Annotated in this window: 20 protein-coding genes; 5 read left to right on the forward strand and 15 right to left on the reverse strand. The window is 71.5% G+C overall.

Going from position 1 to position 20,790, the window contains the following annotated elements:
* Position 1: 1 nt before the first annotated feature.
* From ElP_RS33265 to ElP_RS33295, 8 genes are all read right to left on the reverse strand, one after another.
* Complete coding sequence (locus ElP_RS33265) at positions 2-2,461, reverse strand: vWA domain-containing protein (RefSeq protein ID WP_145277674.1); 2,460 nt, start codon at positions 2,459-2,461, stop codon at positions 2-4.
* Positions 2,462-2,726: 265 nt separating this feature from the next.
* A complete protein-coding gene (locus ElP_RS33270; protein ID WP_197446562.1) occupies positions 2,727-3,194 on the reverse strand; it encodes a hypothetical protein in 468 nt (155 codons plus the stop codon).
* A 197-nt stretch (positions 3,195-3,391) separates the two neighbouring features.
* Positions 3,392-4,441 (reverse strand): 16S rRNA (adenine(1518)-N(6)/adenine(1519)-N(6))-dimethyltransferase RsmA, encoded by a 1,050-nt coding sequence (rsmA, locus tag ElP_RS33275; RefSeq protein ID WP_145277676.1) that lies wholly within the window; start codon positions 4,439-4,441, stop codon positions 3,392-3,394.
* A gap of 61 nt (positions 4,442-4,502) precedes the next feature.
* Entirely contained in the window at positions 4,503-4,712 is a 210-nt protein-coding gene (locus tag ElP_RS41465) for a GxxExxY protein (protein ID WP_197446563.1), read from the reverse strand.
* Positions 4,709-4,867: a GxxExxY protein gene (locus ElP_RS41470; RefSeq protein WP_197446564.1), complete on the reverse strand. Its 159-nt coding sequence runs from the start codon at positions 4,865-4,867 to the stop codon at positions 4,709-4,711. Before ElP_RS41470 ends, ElP_RS41465 begins: the two co-directional genes overlap by 4 nt.
* Before the next feature lie 62 nt (positions 4,868-4,929).
* Positions 4,930-5,526 (reverse strand): riboflavin synthase, encoded by a 597-nt coding sequence (locus ElP_RS33285; RefSeq protein ID WP_145277678.1) that lies wholly within the window; start codon positions 5,524-5,526, stop codon positions 4,930-4,932.
* 20 nt (positions 5,527-5,546) lie between these two features.
* Positions 5,547-7,049, reverse strand: coding sequence for a HEAT repeat domain-containing protein (locus ElP_RS33290; RefSeq protein WP_145277680.1), 1,503 nt, complete (start codon positions 7,047-7,049; stop codon positions 5,547-5,549).
* Between the two features lie 128 nt (positions 7,050-7,177).
* Positions 7,178-8,437: a HEAT repeat domain-containing protein gene (locus ElP_RS33295; protein ID WP_197446565.1), complete on the reverse strand. Its 1,260-nt coding sequence runs from the start codon at positions 8,435-8,437 to the stop codon at positions 7,178-7,180.
* Positions 8,438-8,730: 293 nt separating this feature from the next.
* Between ElP_RS33295 and ElP_RS33300 the strand changes: the two genes are divergently transcribed.
* Together ElP_RS33300 and ElP_RS33305 are read left to right on the forward strand one after the other, a co-directional pair.
* Positions 8,731-9,651: an aldo/keto reductase gene (locus ElP_RS33300; protein ID WP_231749354.1), complete on the forward strand. Its 921-nt coding sequence runs from the start codon at positions 8,731-8,733 to the stop codon at positions 9,649-9,651.
* A 104-nt stretch (positions 9,652-9,755) separates the two neighbouring features.
* A complete protein-coding gene (locus ElP_RS33305) occupies positions 9,756-10,223 on the forward strand; it encodes a YkvA family protein (RefSeq protein WP_145277685.1) in 468 nt (155 codons plus the stop codon).
* Positions 10,224-10,389: 166 nt separating this feature from the next.
* Here the strand turns inward: ElP_RS33305 and ElP_RS33310 are convergent, their stop codons facing one another.
* From ElP_RS33310 to ElP_RS33330, 5 genes are all read right to left on the reverse strand, one after another.
* A complete protein-coding gene (locus ElP_RS33310; protein WP_145277687.1) occupies positions 10,390-11,391 on the reverse strand; it encodes a DUF1559 domain-containing protein in 1,002 nt (333 codons plus the stop codon).
* A gap of 134 nt (positions 11,392-11,525) precedes the next feature.
* A complete protein-coding gene (locus tag ElP_RS33315) occupies positions 11,526-11,978 on the reverse strand; it encodes a hypothetical protein (protein ID WP_145277689.1) in 453 nt (150 codons plus the stop codon).
* Between the two features lie 456 nt (positions 11,979-12,434).
* A complete protein-coding gene (locus ElP_RS33320; protein WP_145277691.1) occupies positions 12,435-13,013 on the reverse strand; it encodes an REP-associated tyrosine transposase in 579 nt (192 codons plus the stop codon).
* Between the two features lie 9 nt (positions 13,014-13,022).
* Complete coding sequence (locus ElP_RS33325) at positions 13,023-13,601, reverse strand: DUF5946 family protein (protein WP_145277693.1); 579 nt, start codon at positions 13,599-13,601, stop codon at positions 13,023-13,025.
* 254 nt (positions 13,602-13,855) lie between these two features.
* Positions 13,856-14,476, reverse strand: a complete 621-nt coding sequence (locus ElP_RS33330) for a hypothetical protein (protein ID WP_145277695.1) — start codon at positions 14,474-14,476, stop codon at positions 13,856-13,858.
* 239 nt (positions 14,477-14,715) lie between these two features.
* Here ElP_RS33330 and ElP_RS33335 point away from each other — a divergent pair, with 239 nt between their 5' ends.
* Positions 14,716-15,897, forward strand: a complete 1,182-nt coding sequence (locus ElP_RS33335; protein ID WP_145272274.1) for an IS110 family RNA-guided transposase — start codon at positions 14,716-14,718, stop codon at positions 15,895-15,897.
* Positions 15,898-16,385: 488 nt separating this feature from the next.
* Here the strand turns inward: ElP_RS33335 and ElP_RS33340 are convergent, their stop codons facing one another.
* Both ElP_RS33340 and ElP_RS33345 read right to left on the reverse strand, forming a co-directional pair.
* On the reverse strand, positions 16,386-16,628 hold the full coding sequence (locus ElP_RS33340) for a hypothetical protein (protein WP_145277697.1): 243 nt from the start codon (positions 16,626-16,628) through the stop codon (positions 16,386-16,388).
* 18 nt (positions 16,629-16,646) lie between these two features.
* Entirely contained in the window at positions 16,647-17,081 is a 435-nt protein-coding gene (locus ElP_RS33345; protein ID WP_145277699.1) for a hypothetical protein, read from the reverse strand.
* A gap of 87 nt (positions 17,082-17,168) precedes the next feature.
* Here ElP_RS33345 and ElP_RS33350 point away from each other — a divergent pair, with 87 nt between their 5' ends.
* Both ElP_RS33350 and ElP_RS33355 read left to right on the forward strand, forming a co-directional pair.
* Positions 17,169-18,332 carry an IS256 family transposase gene (locus tag ElP_RS33350; protein WP_145277701.1) on the forward strand — a complete coding sequence of 388 codons (1,164 nt, stop codon included), beginning with the start codon at positions 17,169-17,171 and terminating at the stop codon, positions 18,330-18,332.
* A 627-nt stretch (positions 18,333-18,959) separates the two neighbouring features.
* Entirely contained in the window at positions 18,960-20,603 is a 1,644-nt protein-coding gene (locus ElP_RS33355) for a hypothetical protein (protein WP_145277703.1), read from the forward strand.
* Positions 20,604-20,790: the final 187 nt, after the last annotated feature.

The raw sequence follows: 20,790 nt of genomic DNA on the forward strand, positions 1-20,790 counted from the left end.
CTCAGGGCAGTCCGGCCCGCTTGCGGACGATCCACTCGGCCGCCATCAGGCCGAAGAAGGCGAGCAGGCCGGCGGGCGTGTCCCAGAGCGGCACCTCGGCGGTGCGGGTCTCCTCCACGGCCCGGGGGGCGATGAGGGCGGGCAGCAGCCCGGCCTCGAAGTCCCGGACCACCCGGCCCCCGGTGATCGAGGCCAGCCGGTCCAGGGCGTCGCGGTCGGCGGCCAGCTCGACCAGCTCGTCCGTCTCCTCCGGGGAGACCTCGAAGCTCGCCTCGGGGGCCGAGAGCCCTGCCTCCTCCAGCACACCGGCCAGCTCGGGCACGTCGAGCACCGCCACGTACCGCCCCGAGGGCAAGTGGGGGGCCGACGCCTCGAAGGTCCTCGGCCGGTCGGGGGAGGCCCGCAGCGGCACCAGCGCGACCGGCTCCCGGCCGTCCCGATCCGGGGTCCCGTCTCCCCCCTCCTCGAAGATCCGGGCGGCGGCGATCAGCTCGGGAGAGACCCCCGGCGCCTCCTCCGAGAACTCGGCCCGGAGCGAGACCGGCACGCCCTCCGGCAGCTCCGGGCGATCCGGCCCGAACCGGACGAGCCGATTGCCCCCGGCCGTCGGCCCCTCGGCCGCCCAACGGACCACCTGGCCCCAGAAACGGTGGTGGTAGGCGTCCCCCACCCTCAGCCGCCACCGCCAGGTGCCGTCGGTCCCCACCCAGAGCACCTTCCCCAGCCCGAACGGCTGCGCCGCGACCACTACGCCCGAGGCGCCCCCATCCTCCCCCGATCCCTCGTCGACCACCACCAAGGCCGAGGCCCCCGGCTTGGCCCTCCCCGCCAGGGCCCATCCCAGCGGCGCGAGCCCCTCCCAGGCCGCCCGGCTCCGCCCCGGGTCGGCGGCGAACTGGAGCATCGGCCAGTCCCCCGGGCTCTCCCCGGCCGAGTCCCCCGGCACCACCGCCACCCCGGGCGGGATCGCGGCCCGACTCGGGTCGACCGCCGACCGATCGACCGCCACCGCCCTCGGGTCGAGCACCGGCAGCATCGCCCTCGCCGACTCGACCCCCGACCACCCCCCCGGCCATCCCCTCGGCCCGGCGGCGATGACCAGCGTCCCCCCCCGCTCGGAGACGAACGCGTCGAGCCGATCCCACAGATCCGGGGGGGCCAGACCGGGGGGAACATCTCCGAGGATGATCACGTCGTACGCATTGATCGGGTCCGGTCCGTCCGACCTCGAGCCCTCTCCCGAGTCCCCCGGCAAGGTGCTCGCATACGTCGGCTCCGACCCCTCCGACGGCGGCGGCGGGGCGAGCAGCACGGCATCCAGGTCGACCCTCCGGTCCCGCTCCAGCGCGTTCCTCAGGTAGCGGAACTCCCACCGGGCCTCGCCGTCGACCAGCAAGACCCGCGCCGGCTCGTCCCCCACCCGGACGATCGCCGACCTCCGGTCGTTCTCCGGCCTCCCGTCCGATCCCCCCGGCGGCTCGACCCCGGCGACCAGCTCCACCGCCCCCGCCCGGTCCATCGGCACCCGGAAGGCGGCGACGGCCCGGACCCCGTCCGGCCCGGCCCGGACCACCTCGCGGAGGGTGTCCGAACCCGGCACCTCCAGCGTCACGGGGATCTCGGCCCCGGGGTCATACCCGTCGGCCTTCACCTCCACGAGCACCGCCGCCGTGTCCCCGGCGAAGGCCGACGCCGGCGCCCGGATCGCCGACACCGCCGCGTCCCTCGGCGGCACCGTCGAGCCGACCAGCACCGGGAAGACCGGCACGCCCCGCCTCGCCAGCTCGCCCGCCCGGGAGTCCTCGCCCCCTCCCGGGGCGTTGCGCCGGCCGTCGGTCAGCAGCACCACGCCCAGCACCGGAGCCGCCCCCTCCGAACCGATCGCCCGATCCAGCACCGGCCCCCAGTCGGTCGCCAGCCCGTCCCCGGGCGCCTCTCCCCGGTCCAGCGCCCCGGCCAGGTCCGAGACGCTCCCCGACGAGGCCGCCCGGGCGAAGCCGATCGCCTCCAGCTCGTGCTCCCGGGCCAGCTCTGCAAGCGCCGGGCCCCGGAGGATCCGGGCCGAGATCCCCGCCCTCCGGGCCGGCTCCCCCCCATGCCCGTCCCCCTCCGGCGCGAGCCCCTCGGCCGTCCGGAGTCGCTCTTGCTCCTCCCCCGGCCGGCGGTCGTCGACCGTCTCCATGCTGCCCGACAGGTCGACCCCCACGACCACCCGGCCGACCACCTGCTCGGCCCAGGACCGGCGGGCGACCGGCTCCAGCATCGCCACCACCAGCGCCGCCGCCGCCGCCAGCCGCAACGCCAGCAGCACCCGGCCGACCGACCTAGGGACCAGCCCCCGCTCGTACCGGGACAGCGCCAGCAGCAGCCCCGCCGCAGCCGCCCCCGCGACCAGCCAGAACCACCCCTCCTCGCCGACGGCCAGCACCAGCCGCCTCCCGCCCCCCAGGTCCAGCGCCACGCCTCCCCTCCCCCACCGCCCGCCGATCGATCCCCTCCCGTCCCGGCCGATCATCATACCGGTTCGGGCCGCCCCGGTGCGTGGCCGCCCCGTCCCCTCCGGCCCCGGCCCCCCGCCGTCCCCCCTCGTTCATCCGCGATCCAGCATCCGCCATCAACACGACCGCCGCCGGGACCGGCGGGCCCCCGGTCTCGGAGGCCCGCCGGTCCCGGCGGCGGTCGGCCGGGCCCGCTCCGGCCCGGCTCAGATCTTCCCAGGCTGCCGGTCACCGGGGGAATCGATTCGGCCGGTTGATCCCGATCGTGTTCCCGAACGGGTTCGAGAACCCCTGGTTGATGTGACCGACCTTGCCCCGCTGCGGGCCGAACGCCCCGAAGCCCGGCGTGTACCCGAACCCGGGGGTATAGCCGAACCCGGGGGTATAGCCGAACCCCGGCTGATACCCGAACCCGGGGGTGACGATGACGACCGGGCCGCCGAAGCAGCCGCACGAGACGCTCCGGTGTCGTTGGCAGAACCGCTTCCCGTGCCCGTGCCCGTGCCCCGGCCCGTGGCCGTGCCCGTGCCCCGGCCTCGGGAACGGCAGGATCGAGACGTCGCCCGTCCGGTGGCCCCGGGCCGCCGGGCCGTCGCCGAGCATCGGGGCCGCATCGGCCGCGCCGACCCCGCCGAGTGCCACGACCGCGAGCAGGGCCGCAGGAACAATCTTATTCGTGAGCGTATTCTTCATCATTGGAGTCACCTCCTGGTTCGTCTTCCCACCGCGGGGCCTCGCCCGACCGGGCGGCGGCCCTCCGTTCCGGCGCCTCAACGATCGGCGCCTCGCACACCAGGAGAGACGCGATCCCGGCCGGGGAGCCGACAGGAAACGCAACCTGAGGAAACAATCTCCATTCGCTCATCAAACCCGTCCGACGCCCGGCGGGCGGCTCATCCCTCGCCCCCTCCCCCGCCGTCACAGCCCCCATCGGGGCCGTCGCCGCCCCCGTCGCCGTCTCCGTCACCCTCGTCGTCGGGGTGGTAGTCGTACTCCGGGGAGCCGGTGTCGTCCGGGTCGGGCAGCTCGAGCGCCGAGGGGCCGAGGCGGGTGCGGAGGGCCTCGGCCAGATCGATGAACTCCTGCACGTTCAGGGCCTCGGCCCTCACGTCCCCGGTCAGGTCGATCGACTCCAGCAGCGCATCGACCTGCGGCTTGCCGCTCCAGTGATGCCTCCAGAGGCTGTAGAGAACGACCCTCAGGTTCTTGCGCCGGAGCGTGAACACGCGACGGACCACGTCGTGGAACCAGGGCAGGTCCGGGATCGCCGCCCGCTTCCCGGCGTTCGGCGTGATCTTGATGATGGCCGACTCCACCTTCGGCCTCGGCCAGAAGACCTTGGGCGAGAGGATGCGGACGAGTTCCGCGTCGGCCAGCGCCTGCACCGTCACCGACAGGGCCCCGTACGCCTCCGAGTGCGGCTCGGCGAGCATCCGATCGGCCAGCTCGCGCTGGATGGTGACGACAATCAGGCCCGGGCACAGCTCCGGGTGCACCAGCAGGTTGCCGATGATGGGGGTGGCGACGTTGTAGGGCAGGTTCGCCACCAGCTTCAGCCTCCGGTCGGGCGCCACCGCCAGCCCGGCCCGCAGGTTGTCCAGCACCTCCGGGTTGATCTCGTGCTTGCGCGCCAGCGCGTCCATCTGGAGGACCCGGACATTCGGCAGGCCCGAGGTCGCCTCCCTCGTCAGCCTCGCCATCGCCGGGTCGATCTCGACCGTCACCACCGCCGACGCCTTCTCGGCCATCAGGGTCGTCAACGCCCCGGCCCCCGGCCCCACCTCCAGGATCACGTCCTCCGGTCCGATCTCGGCCGACCGGGCGATCAGGTCGTGCGTGTTCAGGTCGATCAGGAAATTCTGGCCGTACCGCCGGTTCGGCCGGATGCCCCGGTGGTCGAACAGGTGGCGAAGGTAGGTCAACGTCTGGCGGGGGGTGGTCATGGGAACGGGATCTCACGCAGAGGCGCAGGGGCGCGGAGAAGGGGGAGAGGAGAAGAGATGGTTAATCGAGGTTGTTCGCAACGCGATGGAGACCCTCCTTGATCAGGTGGACATTGAAATTGATCGAGTGGCCGAGCCGGAGTCCGGTCAGTCTCAGATGCGTGAGAACTTGCTTCCTGTGGCCCAGAGACAGATCCTCGGTCGATTTCAACTCGGCGGGCACCAACCGATCGACGATCAGTTCCCCCCGGAACCCCAGCTCCAGCTTCACCCCGCCGGAGACCACGGGATCACCTTCTGCGTCTCCACCTCCAGCCCCCGAGCCCTCAGCTCATACGCCATCGTCGCCTCAGACACCGACTCCATCAACCCCAGCCCCGGCGCCGTATGGATCCGATACGCCGCATCCATAACCTCCCCCGACACCACATCCTCCCTCATCTCTCTCCTCTCTCTCTTCTCTGCGCCTCTGCGTGAGATCCCCTCCCCTATCCCCCTCCCACCAGCTTCTGCACATGCTTCGCCAGCATATCCGCCTCGATGTTCACCCGGTCCCCCGCCCGCCGGGTCCCCAGCGTGGTGACCGCCAGCGTATGCGGGATCAGCATGATCGAGAACCAGTCCCCCCCCACGTCCACCAGCGTCAGGCTCACCCCGTCGACGGCGATCGAGCCCTTCTCGACCATCAGCGGCGTCCACCTCGGGTCGATTCGGAAGCGGAGGAAGTCCCACTCCCCCTCGGGACGACGCTCGACCAGCTCGGCCGTCGCGTCCACGTGCCCCTGGACGAAGTGCCCCCCCAGGCGGTCCCCCACCCGGAGCGACCGCTCCAGGTTCACCGCGTCCCCGGCCTCCAGGCTCCCCAAATTCGTCCGCAGCAGCGTCTCCGGCCCGGCCTGGACCTCGAACGCCTCGCCGTCGAGGGCGACCACCGTCAGGCAGCAGCCGTTCACGGCCACGCTCTCCCCCATCGCCATCGGCTCCCCCGGGTCGAGCCCCGGCCATCGGAGCGCGAATCGGCGCCCGACCTCCTCCTCGACCACGCGATCGACCCGCCCAAGGACTTCAACCAATCCCGTGAACATGGCCTCGACCTCTCATCCGATCATGGTAACGGCATCGGCCCGACCGAGGCGCCGATCGCCTCCGGATCCAGCGGGAAGGTCGACTCAGGGCCGACCTCCAGCACCGCCCGGAGCAGCGCCCGGCGGTCGTCCGCGATCGGCCGGCCGATCGCCGCCTCCAGCGCCGGCCGCAACGCCCCGGCCTCGGCCGAATCGGGGGCGAGCCGGAGCAGCAGCTCGCAGGCGATCGGCGCCCGCCCCGGATCGTCGGCCTCCTCCTCGCCGGCCCTCCGCAGGCCATCCAGCACCGGGCCGAGCGCCGCCGGGGAGACGAAGCCGTGGGCCAACAGCACGCCGCCGATCTCCACGCGTTGCTCCCCGTCCTCCAGCTCGCGCAGGGCCTCGACGAGCATCGACCGCAGCTCCTCGGCGGCCGGGGAATCCGGGCCGATCGACAGCAGGCACCAGGCGATTGTAAGGTCGTCCCCCCGCTCGACCTCGGCCCGGGCCGCCCCGAGGAGCCTCGGCGCCATCGGCTTCGCCTCCACCGGGCGGCTACGGAGCATCCGGCTGACGGCGGCCCGGACCCTCGGGTCCGGGTCGTCGGCCACCGCGGCGACCTCCCCGAGGACGGCCCCGGCGACCGGGCTCGAACGGTCGATCTCCGAGAGGACGTGGAGGATCGCCCGCCGGTCACCCGGCGGGTTGGTCGCGAGCAAGTCGGCGAAGAAACGCGCCTGCTCGTCGCTGGTCCTCCAGCGGCCGGCCGATCCCACGACCATCCCGCCCCTCCCGCCTGCCGGCGGGATGACATGCCACCCCGGTTCGCCCAGGGCCAGGATCGCCCCCAACCGGGTCGCGTCGTCCTCGCCCGAGGCCGCCAGTTCGAGGCATCGTCCCATCGCGCCGGGGTCGTCCTTCAGCAGTTGGTAGGCGAGTCCCAGCGCCCCCATCCACGGCCACCCATCGTCTTGCTCGACGACCGCGTAATGCGTGCTCCCGACGACGGTCAGCGCCTCCGGCAGGAGGTCCCCGGCGAGCAGGGACGGCGCCCCGATCGCGGTCGCGGTCGCCTGGAGCAGCGACAGGGCATGGCCGGCCTCCTGCGAGACGACCTCCTCGGGATCGTCGAGCATCCCGAACATCGCGACGGCCGAGGAGCGGACGGCCTCGGCGGAGAGGCCGTCGGAGTCGGCCAGCAACTGCCCGCCGATCGAGCCGATCGCCGAGGCCGCCTCGGCCCGGACGTTGACGTTGGGGTCGTCGAGCATCGCCTCCAGCGCCTCCAAGGCCCGGCGAGCCTGCCGGCCCCGCGCCGGCCGCACCGCGGCGATGGCCGCCCGCCTGGCCATGACGGTCGACCCCTCCTCGCCCATCGTGCGAATCCCCCGGGCGATCGCGGCCCGGGCCGGATCCCGCTCGACCAGCCAGAACTGGCCGAGGCCGAGCCCCAGCCCCGCCACCGCGATCAGCCCCAGCAAGGCCCGGAGGCTCCATCGAAGCCGAAGGCGACGGGCCCGCGTCGTGTCGGTCGGATCGGACATGTTTGGGCTCCTCGATCGGGATCTCGGCGATCGGCCCGTCCGATCGATCCGGCGGGCGAGGACTCGGGCCAGGTCGAATCGGCTCCCGTCGGCCCCGGCCGAGGGGCGCGGGCCGGGCGCCGATCGGTTCAGTTGCCGAGCAGCACCGCGGCCTCCTCGGAGTAGAGCACCGCGGTCTCTTCGGAGTTGAAGTCGATGGCGGAGGCGACCTCGGCCAGCCGCATCCGGAGCCAGTCCCGGAGCCACGGCTCGTCGGCATCTCGGGCGATCCGGGAGGCCCGGACGAGCATCGGCAGGGCCGGGCGGGCCGCGGGGCCCAGCGCCTCCAGCGCCGACAGGTCGGCTTGCCAGTCGCGGGGGTCGCCCTCAAGCCGGGCCTCGAACCCCCGGATGATCTCCGACGCGAACGCGTCGGCGCCCCCCGGCCGATTCGCGGCCAGGTGGACGACCCGGTACGCCAGCTCCTCCCCCCGGCACGCCCCCATGCCCCGGAGCAGGGCATCGGCCACCTCGTCGGGGTTCCCCCAGGCCGGCTCGAGGCGATAAGCCGGGGTGCCGACCCAGGTCGAACACCTCCAGACGGCGGCCATGCGGACCTCGGCCTCCTGGTCGTCCAGGGCCCGGAGCAGCCAGGACGGCGCGTCGGGCAGCGGGTCGTCCGACGGCGGCCCGGACGGGCGAGGTTGCAGGGCCGCCTCGATCGCCGCCCGACGGACGGCCGGGTCGGGGTCGTCGAGGGCCCGGAGCAGCCAGGGCGGGCCTTCGCCCCGGATCGGCTCTAGCACGCAGAGCGCGGCCATCGCCGCGAGGCGGGCCTCCGCCCTCGACGGGTCGAGGGAGCGATCGTGCTCCAGCAATTCGCGGAGGTCCCCCGCGACCTCCTCCGGGGCGACCGGCCCCCCCTCCGGCCCGGATCGATTCAGGAGCATCAGCGCGTGGATCGCCTCGGCCGAGGCCCCGCCGTCCGGGTCGCCGACCCGGTCGAGCAGGGCCAGGGCCGCCGGCCTGACCGTCTCCGAGCCGGTCGGCCCGGCGTCGGAGATGACCTGGCTCCCCAGGCGGCCGATCATCCGGGCCGCCGAGGCCCGGATGATCGGGTCGGGGTCCTCCAGGGTCGAGGCCAGCAGCCGGAGCGCCCGACGGGCCTGGCGCCCCCGGGCCGAGCTCATCCCGTCGATCGCCCCGAGCCGGGCCCGGGCGCCCGACTCCCGGTCGGCAAGCACCCCCATCTGATGCGAGAGCGTGGCCCGATCCGAGTTTCGGTTCGCCGCCCAGAACTGGAGCAGTGCCATCGCCAGGCCGAGCCCGGCGACCAGCAGCATCAGGCCCCGGACGCTCAGCCGGGGACTCCTCCGGGGGGCCGTCGGGGCCTCGGTCGGATTTGGCATGGTCTGGGTCCTCGATCGGGTGCTCGGCGATCGGCTCGGCTCGGCCCGTCCACTGTATCCGGAGGGGTTCGCCGGCGACCACGACGGATCGGGCCCGGATCGATTCATTCGGATCCGCCTTCAACCCTGGCCTGCCGCCCGATCCGGCCGATACAATGACGGCCCGGGGCCCGGCCATCGCCCGGCCCCTCCCTTCGACTCGACTCGACCGCCCCGGGCCGGGGTCGTGCCGGCCCCCTCGAAGACGGATCGAACCGATCGCCATCGCTAGCCCTTTCCGGAGGCCGATCGCCATGCTGCCGCCGACCCATCGCCGAGGGTTCCTCGCCGGCACCGCCGCCGCCGGGGCCGCCGTCGCCCTGTCGAACCGCAACGCGACCGCCGCCGCCCCCGCCGCCCGGCCGCTCAACCCCGTGCCGAAGCGCCCGACCGACACGGTCACGCTCGGCAACACCGGCATCGAGGTGTCGCTCATCGGCATCGGCACCGGCAGCCACGGCGTGAACCAGGCGAGCAACCAGACCAAGCTCGGCCTCAAGGAGTTCACCCGGGTCATCCGCCACGCCTTCGACTCCGGCATCCGCTTCTTCGACGTCGCCGACCAGTACGGCTCCCACACCTACCTCCGCTCGGCGCTCGAGGGCATCCCCCGCGACCAGTACGCCATCCAGACCAAGACCCACGCCAAGGACTACAAGGAGGCCAAGAGCCACCTGGAGCGCTACCGGATGGAGCTGGGCGTCGACTACGTCGACACCCTGCTCTTGCACTGCATGACCACCGCCGACTGGCCACAGGAATACGCCGGGGCGATGGAGTACATCAGCGAGGCCAAGTCCCAGGGCCTCGTCCGGGCCCACGGCACCAGCTGCCACGGCATGGACCCGCTCCGGACCTCGGCGCAGCACCCCTGGGTCGAGGTCGACCTCGCCCGGTGCAACCCCGAGGGCGCGGTCATGGACAGCCAGGACCCCGCCGACGTCACCGAGCAGCTCAAGGCGATGCACGACGCCGGCAAGGGCGTCATCGGCATGAAGATCTGCGGCAACGGCCAGTTCAAGGAGCCCGAACGCCGCGACGCCTCGCTCCGGTTCGTCTTCAGCCTCGGCTTCGTCGACTGCATCGTCGTCGGCCTGGAGTCCCCCGACCAGGTCGACGACCTGCTCGCCCGGTCCGAGTCCGCCCTCGACTTCGCCCGCACCCAGCGGGCCTGAGCCGGGCCCCGGCCGGGGCCGATGCGAGGCGTCGGACGACGGCCCTCGCATCGGCCACCCGCCATCCGTCCATCTCCGGCCGCTCCGTTTCCGAGCCCCCTGCGATGCCCGACAACCGCCTCACCCGATGGTTCAAGAAGGCCCAGGACGAGACCGGCGTCACTCCCCCGGCCGAGCCGATCCGCCCCGAGGTCTTCGTCGGCTCCGACCAGGAGAAGAACGAGGCCTACGTCCGGGAGGGGTTCGCCGCCAAGGCCCGGGCCTTCCTCACCAAGCTCCCCATGGCCGAGGACGTCGCCGCCGCCTATTTCTGCATGCTCGACCCCGCCACGCCCCGGTGGGTCAAGGGCGTCTCCGCCGCGGCCCTGGCCTACTTCATCTTCCCCGTCGACGCCATCGTCGACGCCATCCCCCTGGCCGGCCTGATGGACGACGTCACCGTCCTCACCGGCGCCCTCACCGCGATCTCCGCCTACATCACCCCCGAGCATCGCGCCAAGGCCCGCCGCTGGATGCTCGCCGAGCACCTCGCCGCCCCCGCCCCTCCCCCCGACGACGACCTGATCCCCTGACGCACCGGCCCGATCCGGCCCTCGGCCCGGGGCCGCCCGGCGGGCGACCGCCGCCGCCCCGAACGGGGAACGGCCCGGCCACCACCAGGGGGGACCGGGCCGCTCCGGGAGTCGAGGGTCCCGGGTCGAGGACTCGTCCCTCGACCCGAGGCTCGGGCCTCGCCGATCAGAACTGGTCCGCGCTGATCACCTCGCCGCCCTTGGAGGACGACAGGGCCCGCCAGATCTGCAGGTTGATCGAGTTCTTGACGAACTTGACGCTGCCGTCCCCCATCCCCACGTTCACGCCCCCGGGGTGTCGGCTCCGGGCGGCCAGCTGGATGCCCGTCTCGCTCGTGCCGGCGGCGCAGGGGGGGTTCAGCGCGAAGGGATAATTGCAGTAGCCGGCGCTCTGCATCAAGTCGGGCAGGGTGCTGTTCGGCCCGATGTTGCCCACGAAGCTCGCGCTGTAGGCCCACCAGGAGAAGCCGCGGAGGTCCACGTTCGTGGCGCTCTCGCCGATCACCAGCTCCGAGGTCAGCAGGGTGTTGCTCAGGCCGTCCCGGATGGAGGCGAAGTTCTGCGTGCTCTTGACCCCGCCCTGGAGCGCGCCGGTGGAGATGTCCGCCTGCGGCGAGCCGATGTCGTTGAAGGGGGCGCCGGCGAAGTTGTAGGTCAGGCCGGCCAGCGTGATCGGCCCCTGCTGCACGTTCGTGTTGCCGAAGTTGACCACGTAATTATGCGTGCTCACCTGCAGGCCCAGGGCGCCGTAGCCCGGCCGGCTGTCGGTGCCGTCGCTCGGGCAGAGGTAGGCGGCCACCCGGCTGGAGGTGACGGTGATGTTCTTGTCCCCCACGTAGCGCAGGGGGCCGTCGGCGTCGCCGCCGATGACGTTGTTGCCGTCGAAATTGTAGGCGTTGTACAGGTTCTGCTGCTCGAGGTAGGGCATCGTGAACAGCAGCCAGGTGCCCCAGCAGCAGCCCTTCATGCCCGGCGGCAGCGAGTTGGTCGAGTCGTGGTAGTTGTGCATCGCCAACCCGATCTGCTTCAGGTTGTTGGTGCACTGGGCCCGGCGGGCGGCCTCGCGGGCGCTCTGCACGGCGGGCAGCAGCAGGGCGATGAGCACGCCGATGATGGCGATGACGACGAGCAGTTCGATCAGCGTGAATCCGCGACGATGACGAGCCATCTGAATTCGATTCCTCGGGTGGAAGTGAGGCGACCGGGGCCGATCCGGATCGGTCCCGGTCGGCCGTCCGGTCAGTCAGGGTCCGATTCGATTCGATTCGGGATCGGGTCGGGGGGCGGCGGGAGTGGCCCCGGTCACGGCTCGAGCGGGAAGTCGAAGGTGTTGTCCCCGCCCTCGGTCACCTCGGCGACCAGCTCGGACTGGGCGTTGTATCGGGCGGGGATCCGCTCCTGCATCATCGCCCCGGGTGCCCCCGGGGCCGCCGACGTGTCCGCCGAGCCGCCGGAACTGGAGGAGATCGAGACCCGGTAGGAGCCCGGGACCAGCCCGGTGTCCCCGGGGATCTCGTACGAGCCGTCCCGGATCACGGCCCCGCCGCCGGTGGCCTGGCCGCCCGAGGGCTCGAACTGGATCATGCCCTCGGACAGGGGCTCCCCGCCGAGGGTCACCTCCCCGGAGACCGCCTCCCGGGGAAGCTCGTCGCCCCCCGAGCAGCCGGCCAGCACCAACATCGAGACGATCAGGATCGAGCCCAGCGGCCGGGGGGACCGCCCCGGGCTCGCCGCGCAGGGTGAGGGTGGGCGCATCGCGTCGAAAAAACCTTCCGGAGTTCGAAGAGGGAGGGCCGGCCGGGAGGGTCGGCCCGTGATCCGGGCGGGATGGAGAGCATGCCGCTCGGCGGCATGACGCCCGGGCGTCCCGACAGCCCGAGGGCACCGGCCGGGGCCGGGCGACGGGAAGGGGACGAGAGATATTCTATTATCTCCCCGCCGGGAGCCATCGTCAAGGGAACGATGGTTCACGTATGCTTCTTTGCGAATCTCCCGGATGAGACCTTGATTGGATTGGCCTCGCCCGGCACGACCCGAGGGGAGGCGCCCCGGGGACCCCGGGGAATTCCCGAGATATCCGCAGAAAACGTGCCTAACCCCCGCTTCAAACCAGATGTTATTGGGGCCGGCCCGTCTCGATCGCCCCCGGGCGGGGGCCGGGGTTCGGGTGCCACGGGTTCGGAAGACCGAACCCGTGCCGTTCCACGTCGTTCACGGATCATGCACCCGGGGCAGGGTCGGGTCGATCTCCAGGGGCACCGGCCGGAATCCGGCATACCAGCGGGCACTGGACCATTCCCAATCCTCCGGGCGTCCCACCAACCCGCGGCGGACGGGATTGCGATGGATGGATTCGACGACGCGCAACGCGGTCTTCGGATCCACGAGATTGCGGTCGTATCCGCCCCCCGCCTGCCAGAATCGCCGCTCGGACGTGCCGTCGCCGTGCATGACCGTCAGCCGCGTCAGCCAATCCGGGGCCTCCCGCTCCAGGAAGGCGATCGCCCGACGACCCACGGGCCGCTTGATCCGCCAGAGGATCTCCGAGACGCGGTCGGTCGGCTCCCCGGGCCACAGCAGGAGGTGGGCATGCTCGGGCATGATGACGTAGGCCCAGAGGTCGAAGCACGCCCGCGATCGGGCCTCCTCGATCGCCTCGACGAGCCAACGTCGGGTCCGATCGCGCGACAGCAACGGCAGCCGACGAGAACACGAGAACGTCAGTGCATGAGCATGACCCGGTTCGTCATCGCGTCGGCATCGCTTGCGATGGATCGGGGTCCGGCTCATGGTCGTCCATCAGGCCCCGGGACAGTCCCCGAGTGGCCATGCCCTCCGATCGGCACGGGTTCCGCGGACGGAACCCGTGGCACCCGAACCCCGGCCACCCGCCCGGGCCGAGTCCGCCGCAGCGCGAGGTGAGGCGTCGATGCCATCTTCATCGAGCGTCTCGCGGACGGAACGAGCCCAGGCCGTGACCCGCTCGGCATAGGCATCGGCGCAGGGCTCCGACTTGAGGACGTCCGCGACCGTCATGGGCCAACCGCCGACCCGCCACCGGACCTCCGCATCCCCCTTCCGTCGAGTGACACGCCCGGCCGCCTCGGCCCCACGCCTCGCCCGTCGCCTCAGTTCGTCGATCGTCGCGCGGCCGTCCAGCGCGTCCGCGACGGCCCCGCGGAGTCCGATCAGGGTGTCGGCCGTGTAGTTCATCGCCCTGGGATGCTGAAGACCATAGGTCGCGACGGCGTAGAAGTGGGGTAGCAGGCCGGGACCGCCGGGGATCTGCGACTCCAGCAGCAGCAGGGCGTGGAAGTGGTCGCGGCACGATCCGCCCTCGGGCACAGCGGAGCCGCATTCCGGGCAGGTCTCTGTCATCGGACCCCCTTCCCGCGACGCCGCCTAAAGAATCCATGTAAGCCGCGGGACCGCCTCGGGGGTCACCTTGTGGTGGTTGACGATCCCTCAATCCCGCGGGCGGGTGGCACTGGCGGCTTGCCCGCCAGTGCCTTCTACCAGGCCGGAACACCGGCGGGCAAGCCGCCAGTGCCACCCAGAAACAGCCTCCTACCAGTGCCACCCGCCCGCCAGTGCCACCCCGCTGTGGTTCTCCTTGCTTCGGACGCACACCCCTACGGGTTGTTTCCGATGGAAGCAACTATCGAGGTCACGCGGTCGCCGGAACGGAATCTGTAGACTCTGTATATGACAATGAAGTCGCCCGGCTTCCCACCGATCCAGGGGCTTTCCGGCTCGCCTTCGGGCGTCTCAGCCGCTCTGAACCTCTCTTTAAGCGATGCGCTGGTGTAGAGTTCCACCGGCCTGCCCGTCTGCGACCTGTAGCTGCGCACGAGCTTGGCGTCGCGGGGTATGAGCGACTTGGCGGCAGAGCGCGCCTTCGTGGGCGTCACCGCTCCCGCGTCCCCCCACGTTCGCTCGACGTGCCTCACATTGCCGTCCAAATACATGACGGCGTAACTCTCGTCCTCGTAGTGGAAGAAGCCGGCGACTTCCTGCTCCAGTGCGCCGTGTGTCCGCTCCCAATCTGCACGCGACAAACCGAGTCCGCCCGATTTGTAGGCAGGAGCGGTGGGCGGGGCTGTTTGGTTCGGAGCGCTCGGCGCTCCCGGTTCTTTCTGGACGGGAGAGGCGGCAGGTGGCATTGGAGCGGTATCGGGCGCCGTTTCGTTCTGTTGTCCGCTTCCCAGCATACAAACAGCGAAGGCTACGAGCGCCAAGGCACCAATCTTCATCGCTTCCTCCCCAGGCCACGACAGTGTAACGACTCCGGGCCGCCTAACGCCAAAGCTCAGCGGACCGGCACGCCGAGCGAAACCTGTGACTGACCACCAAGCGCCGCGGCGGGCCGGGTCCGCTGCAGCGCGAGGTTAGATACTATGCCCGGAGCGAGCCGGGCGAGTTGCTGTGAGCCGCCGACATGGCAAGCTCCAGGAGGGGGGTTAGCAGGTCCCTCGGATACGGAGTCTTTACCATGCCAGCGACCCACGACCGCGATCATAGCACGGCCTCCACCCCGACGCTCTACCTGGCCTTCGAGCTGGGCTGGACCACCTGGAAGCTCGCCTTCGCCGACGCACCGGCCCGCGCCCCGCGTCAGGTCACCATCCCGGCCCGCGACACCGACGCCCTCCGGCGTGAGATCGCCCGGGCCCGCCGACGCCTCGGCCTGCCCGACGACGCGCCGGTCCGCTCGGTCTTCGAGGCCGGCCGCGATGGCTTCTGGCTGCATCGCTACCTGATCCACCACGGCCACGAGAACCTCGTCGTCGACCCGGCCAGCATCGAGGTCAACCGCCGCGCCCGCCGCGCCAAGAGCGACGGCCTGGACGTCGTCAAGCTGCTGGCCATGCTCCAGCGGCACCACGGCGGCGAGCGCGGGCTGTGGGCCGTGGTGAACGTCCCCGCGCCCGAGGACGAGGACCGCCGCGCCCCGCAGCGCGAGCTGATGGCCCTGAAGGCCGAGCGGACCGAGCACTCCAACCGGATCAAGGGGCTGCTGGCCCACCTCGGCCTGGCGTTCGTCGTCGACGGCCGCCTGCCCGAGCGGCTGGCCGCCCTGCGGCAGTGGGACGGCCGCCCGGTGCCCGAGCACACGGCGGCGCGGCTGCTCCGCGAGTTCGAGCGATGGAAGCTCGTCGACGCCCAGGTCCGCGACCGCGAGAACGCCCAGCGGCGGGCCGTCCGCGACGACGCGGCGCCGCACGTCGAGCAGGTCCGCCGGCTGATGGACCTCAAGGGGGTCGGTCCGGTGGGGGCCTGGCTGCTGGTGCAGGAGATCTTCGGGTGGCGTCGGATCAAGAACCGCCGCGAGTTGGCCAGCCTGGTGGGCCTGGTGCCGACGCCGTACCAGAGCGGCTCGTCGCACCGCGAGCAGGGCATCAGCAAGGCGGGCAACCGGCGGGTGCGGTGGATGCTGGTGGAACTGGCCTGGATGTGGCTCCAGTACCAGCCGCGGAGCGCGCTGAGCCGGTGGTATCACGAGCGGTTCGGCTCGGGCAACGCGCGGGCGCGGAAGGTGGGGATCGTGGCCCTGGCGCGCAAGCTGTTGGTGGCGTTCTGGAAGTACCTGGAGTTCGGCGAGGCGCCGGAGGGGGCGGAGATGGTGCCCTGGAGGAAGAAGCTCAACGGCCGGCTGCCGGCGGGTACGGGCTGAGGGCGAGGGCGAGGGCGAGGGCGAGGGCGAGGGCGAGGGCGAGGGCGAGGGCGAGGGCGAGGGCGAGGGCGAGGGCGAGAATTATGCTGACCCTCTCACACGATCAAATCTGAGGGCCTGAGCGCGAGCCAGTGAGCGGCCGTCGGCGGGCGGGGCGACCGGGACAGACGCCGGGCCCCCGGTGAGGGGGCCGTGGGTTAGAGGGGATCGCCCCGCTCACCGGCTGGGAGTCGTCGGCGACGAACGTAGTAATGGGTGCCCCGGAGGTCGAGGCCGCCGGGCACGGAGAGAAGGTCGTGCCGGCAATCTGCCGCACGTCGCGACGCCAGCCACCCGCCGAGAGGTCGCTTGAGGTCCGGGATTGGGACCAGGAGATCGGGACGGGGAGGGCGGTCGAGGTCGAAGGATCGGGAGGAGGCCGGTCGCCGGGACGAAGGGCGGGGCCGGCAGCGATCACGGTCCGTCACGGGCTGAGGTGCGTGGAGAGATCAGTCTTGAGGCTTGACGTCGGCACCTTCATAGAAGGCGTCAGTGTCGTTGGGTGCCTCAAGGTTTTCCTGGAACTCGTTGGTTCCTTGCGCGAAATAAACTTTCGTCGATATTTTGCAGATGGCGCACTCCATTTCTTGGTGGACTCGGCCATCAGCATCCGTCTGCTTGCTGTTGAAGCCGGCGGAGTGGTGCGGCGTTGGTTTACCGCAAGTAGGACAGAGAGACATCAGAGTCGGCATGTCATGATCCTCTGTCGATTATTTTGGTTGAATCCAGATGAGTTCCGCGACGTAATACTCTTGCTCGCGACCGAACTTTTCGACCTTTTTGGTTTTAATGTCGAACGTCAAGTTCATCCTGTGATAGTAAATCTTATCCCCAATTTGTTCCGCCTTGAGCTTCTCCTTGACTAGAATCCCCGAGTCGGTGTTGCACCAGTAGTTCATCTTGTCATTCAAGAGTCCGAAATTATTACCAAAATTTTCCGCTCCGCTCGCCGTCGCTCCACATTTCCACGAGAATAGATAACCGTCAGTCTCCGAGTTTCTTCGGAAATCGTCCCCGATAATCATCGCGATGGCCCCGGAGACGACCACCTTCTTCCCGACGTAGTCCTTGGGGCTCTCGTGAAACTTAAGGGCTTCCTGTACCGTGCTGACCCGTATGTCAGCCCTCGGGGGGTAGTGCATCATCTGTTCTGTAAAATCGGCTCGGCTTGAAGCGGCGGGCCACCGCCGGTTCCCTTGGAAGGTGCCAACCGAACCAAGGAGACCCCGACGATGACCCACCAGATGCAGCCTACCGCCCTGGACGAGATCACGGAACTGCTGGCCGAGCACGGCTTCGACGGGCTCGCCTCCGCCATCACCATCCTGCTCAACGAGGTCATGAAGATCGAGCGGGCCCACGCCCTGGGGGCCGCCCCCTATCAGCGGTCCGAGCGACGGACCGGCCACGCCAACGGCTTCAAGCCCAAGACGCTGCACACCCGGCTCGGCCCGCTTGGCGTCGAAGTGCCGCAGACCCGGGGCGTCGCCTTCTACCCCTCGGCCCTGGAGAAAGGCGTCCGCAGCGAGCGGGCTCTGAAGCTGGCCGTCGCCGAGATGGACGTGCAGGGCGTCTCGACCCGCAAGGTGGCCGCCATCACCGAGAAACTCTGCGGCCTGGAGGTCACCAGCGGCGAGGTCAGCCGTGCCGCCGAGGCCCTCGACGAGGAGTTGGAACGGTGGCGATCCCGCCCTCTCGGCGAGACGCCGTACCTGATCCTGGATGCACGCTACGAACACGTCCGGCACGGCGGCCAGGTCGTCTCGTGTGCCGTCCTGACGGCCATCGGCATCGACACGCAGGGCAAGCGGTCGATCCTCGGCGTGAGCGTCTCGCTATCGGAGGCCGAGGCCCACTGGAGGGACTTCCTCGCCTCGCTCCAGGCCCGGGGCCTGCACGGGGTCAAGCTCGTCGTCGCCGACGCCCACGCCGGGCTGAAGGAGGCCCTCAAGGCCAGGCTGACGGGCGTGCCGTGGCAGCGGTGCCAGTTCCACCTGATCGAGAACGCCATGGCCTTCGTGCCCAAGCCCGGGATGCGGAAGGCGGTGGTGGCGAGCTTGCGGGCGGTCTTCGACGCCCCGGACCGGACGGAGGCCGAGCGGCAGTTGGACATCGCCGTGAGGAAGTACCGGGCGACGGCCCCGAGGCTGGCCGAGTGGCTGGAGGCCAACGTGCCGGAGGGGCTGGCCGTCTTCGCCCTGCCGCCCTCGCATCGGCGACGGCTGCGGACGATCAACATGCTGGAGCGGCTCAACAAGGAGTTGAAGCGGAGGACGAGGGTCGCCGGGCTGTTCCCGAACGAGGCGTCGGCCCTGCGGCTGGTCAGTGCCGTGGCGATGGAGATCAGCGAGGACTGGGAGACGAACCGCAGATACCTGACGATGGAGCCGGAGTGACCCGCCGCAGGGCCGGGAATTTACAGAAACGAGGTTGCATTACCCCTCGGGGCCTGGGTGGGCACCAGCGTCAGGATTAAGAATAGGGGCGTAACCATCGTAGGTATCCTCACGTTCGTCGAGGGTAGCGATTATTGGGCTCTTGCGGCGCCAACGCCGCCTAACCTTGTTTCGGCGCACGATTCGTCGCATTTGCGACAAACCGGCGTCCGAATAGTCGTGATACAACACGCCTGAACGCTCGTCTAATCCCGGTCTCGAATCCAATCTGGCTGCAATCGCCCGAGATTGCAAGGAGGTTCCCGGGATTCGACGTGCGAACACGTTCGAAGGTCGCGGCGGGTGGCCGGGGCCAGGCAGGGCGTGCCCCGGATTCGGGGGCCGACGACCCCGGGGCATGCGGCGCGTCGACCTGGCCACCCGCCCGGAGACGACACGAGCGTCCGACCCCTGCTCGGGCCGGTGGCGGGATTCTCGGCCCGCTTTGGGAGAAAAAGTGACTGGGGGGGCCCGATTTCCTGATCTTAAGGGTGTATGGCCGATCTCGGGCGGGGGGGACGACGGGGTCCCGAGCCGAGCTGAGGCGGCCGGGGTCGAGACGCGCCGGGCACCCAAGAGACTCCCACCATGAAGACGCCGCCGTCGCAGAAGCAGGTCGAGGCCAACCGCCGCAACGCCTTGAAGTCGAGCGGGCCGAGGACCGCCGAGGGCAAGGCCCGGAGCCGTCGCAACGGCCTGGTCCACGGGCTGACCGCCGAGGTCCTCGTCCCCGACGAGGACCGGGACGCCTTCGAGGCGGCGATGGGCCGATGGGACCGGGACGCCGGCCCGGCCAACGTCGTCGAGCGCCACCTCGTCCGCCGCGCCGCCGTCGGCTCGATCAAGCTCGACCGGATCGAGCGGGCCCGGGAGGACACCCGACAGGAGGCCGCCCGGGGGGCCGTCCTCTCCTGGGAGCGCTCCGGGCAGGCGAGGGCCCGCCGCAAGGCCCAGGACCTGGCCAGGGATCCCAGCAACGTCCTGCTCGACCTCGAAGCCACCGCCTTCGGCTGCGACTGGCTGATCCGCCGCTGGGAGGCCCTCGACGCCACCCTCCGGGTCGGCTCCGGCTGGGACCAGGCGACCGTCCTCCGGGCCCAGCTCCTGCTCGGCCTGCCCGGGGAGATCCCCTGCCCGGGGGCCGATCCCGGGGCCCGCACCCTCTGGATCCTGGCCTCGGCCTGGTCGCCGAGCCGGGTCACCCGACTCCCCCGGGCCTCCGAGGCCGAGGCCCTCCTCCCCTCCGAGCCGGAACCGGCCCGACAGGCCCTCCGGGCCTTCATCGCCGACCAGGTCGACCGCCTGGATCGGCTCCGGGCCGAGTCCTGGGAGGCGGTCGAGGGCCCCGAGTGCCGTGCCGTCGCGCTCCGGGCCGCGGCCGCCGACCCCTCGGCCGGCGGCCAGTTGATGCACCGCTACGAGGTGGCCGCCGACCGCTCGGCCAACGCCGCCGTCCGGCTCTACCTCAACATCCGGGACCGCCGACGCCGGGAGATCCTCGAACTGTCGAAGGAGGCCCGGCACTGCTCCATCCCCCGGGCCCCCGTCGGCGGCGGCTGGTGGTGCGAGGTCGACGCCGACCCGGCCCCCCCCGGCTTCGCGCCGATCGACCTGCTCCCCGCCCCTCCCGATCCCGGGGACGCCTCGGAGGCCCCGCCCCCGCCCGCCGGGCCGGTCCCGGGCGCCGGGCCGATCCCGGTCGACCCGTTCGCCGAGGCCGTCGCCGAGGCCCCGCATCCCCCGGTCGGGCCGACGGCCCCGACGGCGTCCGCCCCCGCCCCGGTCGCGTCCCCCCCGCCGTCCGGCCCCGAGGCGCCCGACGCCCCCGGGCCGATCGCCCCGGCCTCGGCCTTCGACGACTCCCGGACCCGGTCCGGACCCGGCCCGGAGGCCCCCGGGCCCCGCCACCCCGCCGACCCGACCCGCCGCCCCTCGGTCGCCGCCGGTCCCCGGCCCGCCGTCGCCGTCGCCGACCGACGCGGCCGGCCCGGTGCGCCGGTGCGGAGCGAACCCATTTCACCCCCCCAATCCCCGGCCAGCCCGGCCCGCAAACCATTCGCCTCGTTCAACTTGGGAAGCGGACCCCCGGGCCCTCGCCCCGACCGTTCTCGGCGCACCGGCCCGTCCCCGGCCCCCCCGGATCGGGCCTCCGGGGGCGACCGTTCCCCCGATCGGACCGGGGCACCCCCACGCCCCCCCGGCCGGCCCTCGCGTCCCGAGGGGACCGGCTGACCGGGGGGCGTCCGACGCCCCTCCGGGCCGGGACGCGGGGTGCCCGGGCCTCCCGAGACCGGGCCGGGCGTCGAACACGGGGACCCCGGGCATCGTACCTGGCTCCGAGGCGTGGCGTGGCGTGGCGAGGAAACGGCCCGCCCCGCCGCCCGACCCTCCGATCAGACGACCGAACGCCCGAACGACC

It is taken from the genome of Tautonia plasticadhaerens (assembly GCF_007752535.1).
Taxonomy (GTDB): domain Bacteria; phylum Planctomycetota; class Planctomycetia; order Isosphaerales; family Isosphaeraceae; genus Tautonia; species Tautonia plasticadhaerens.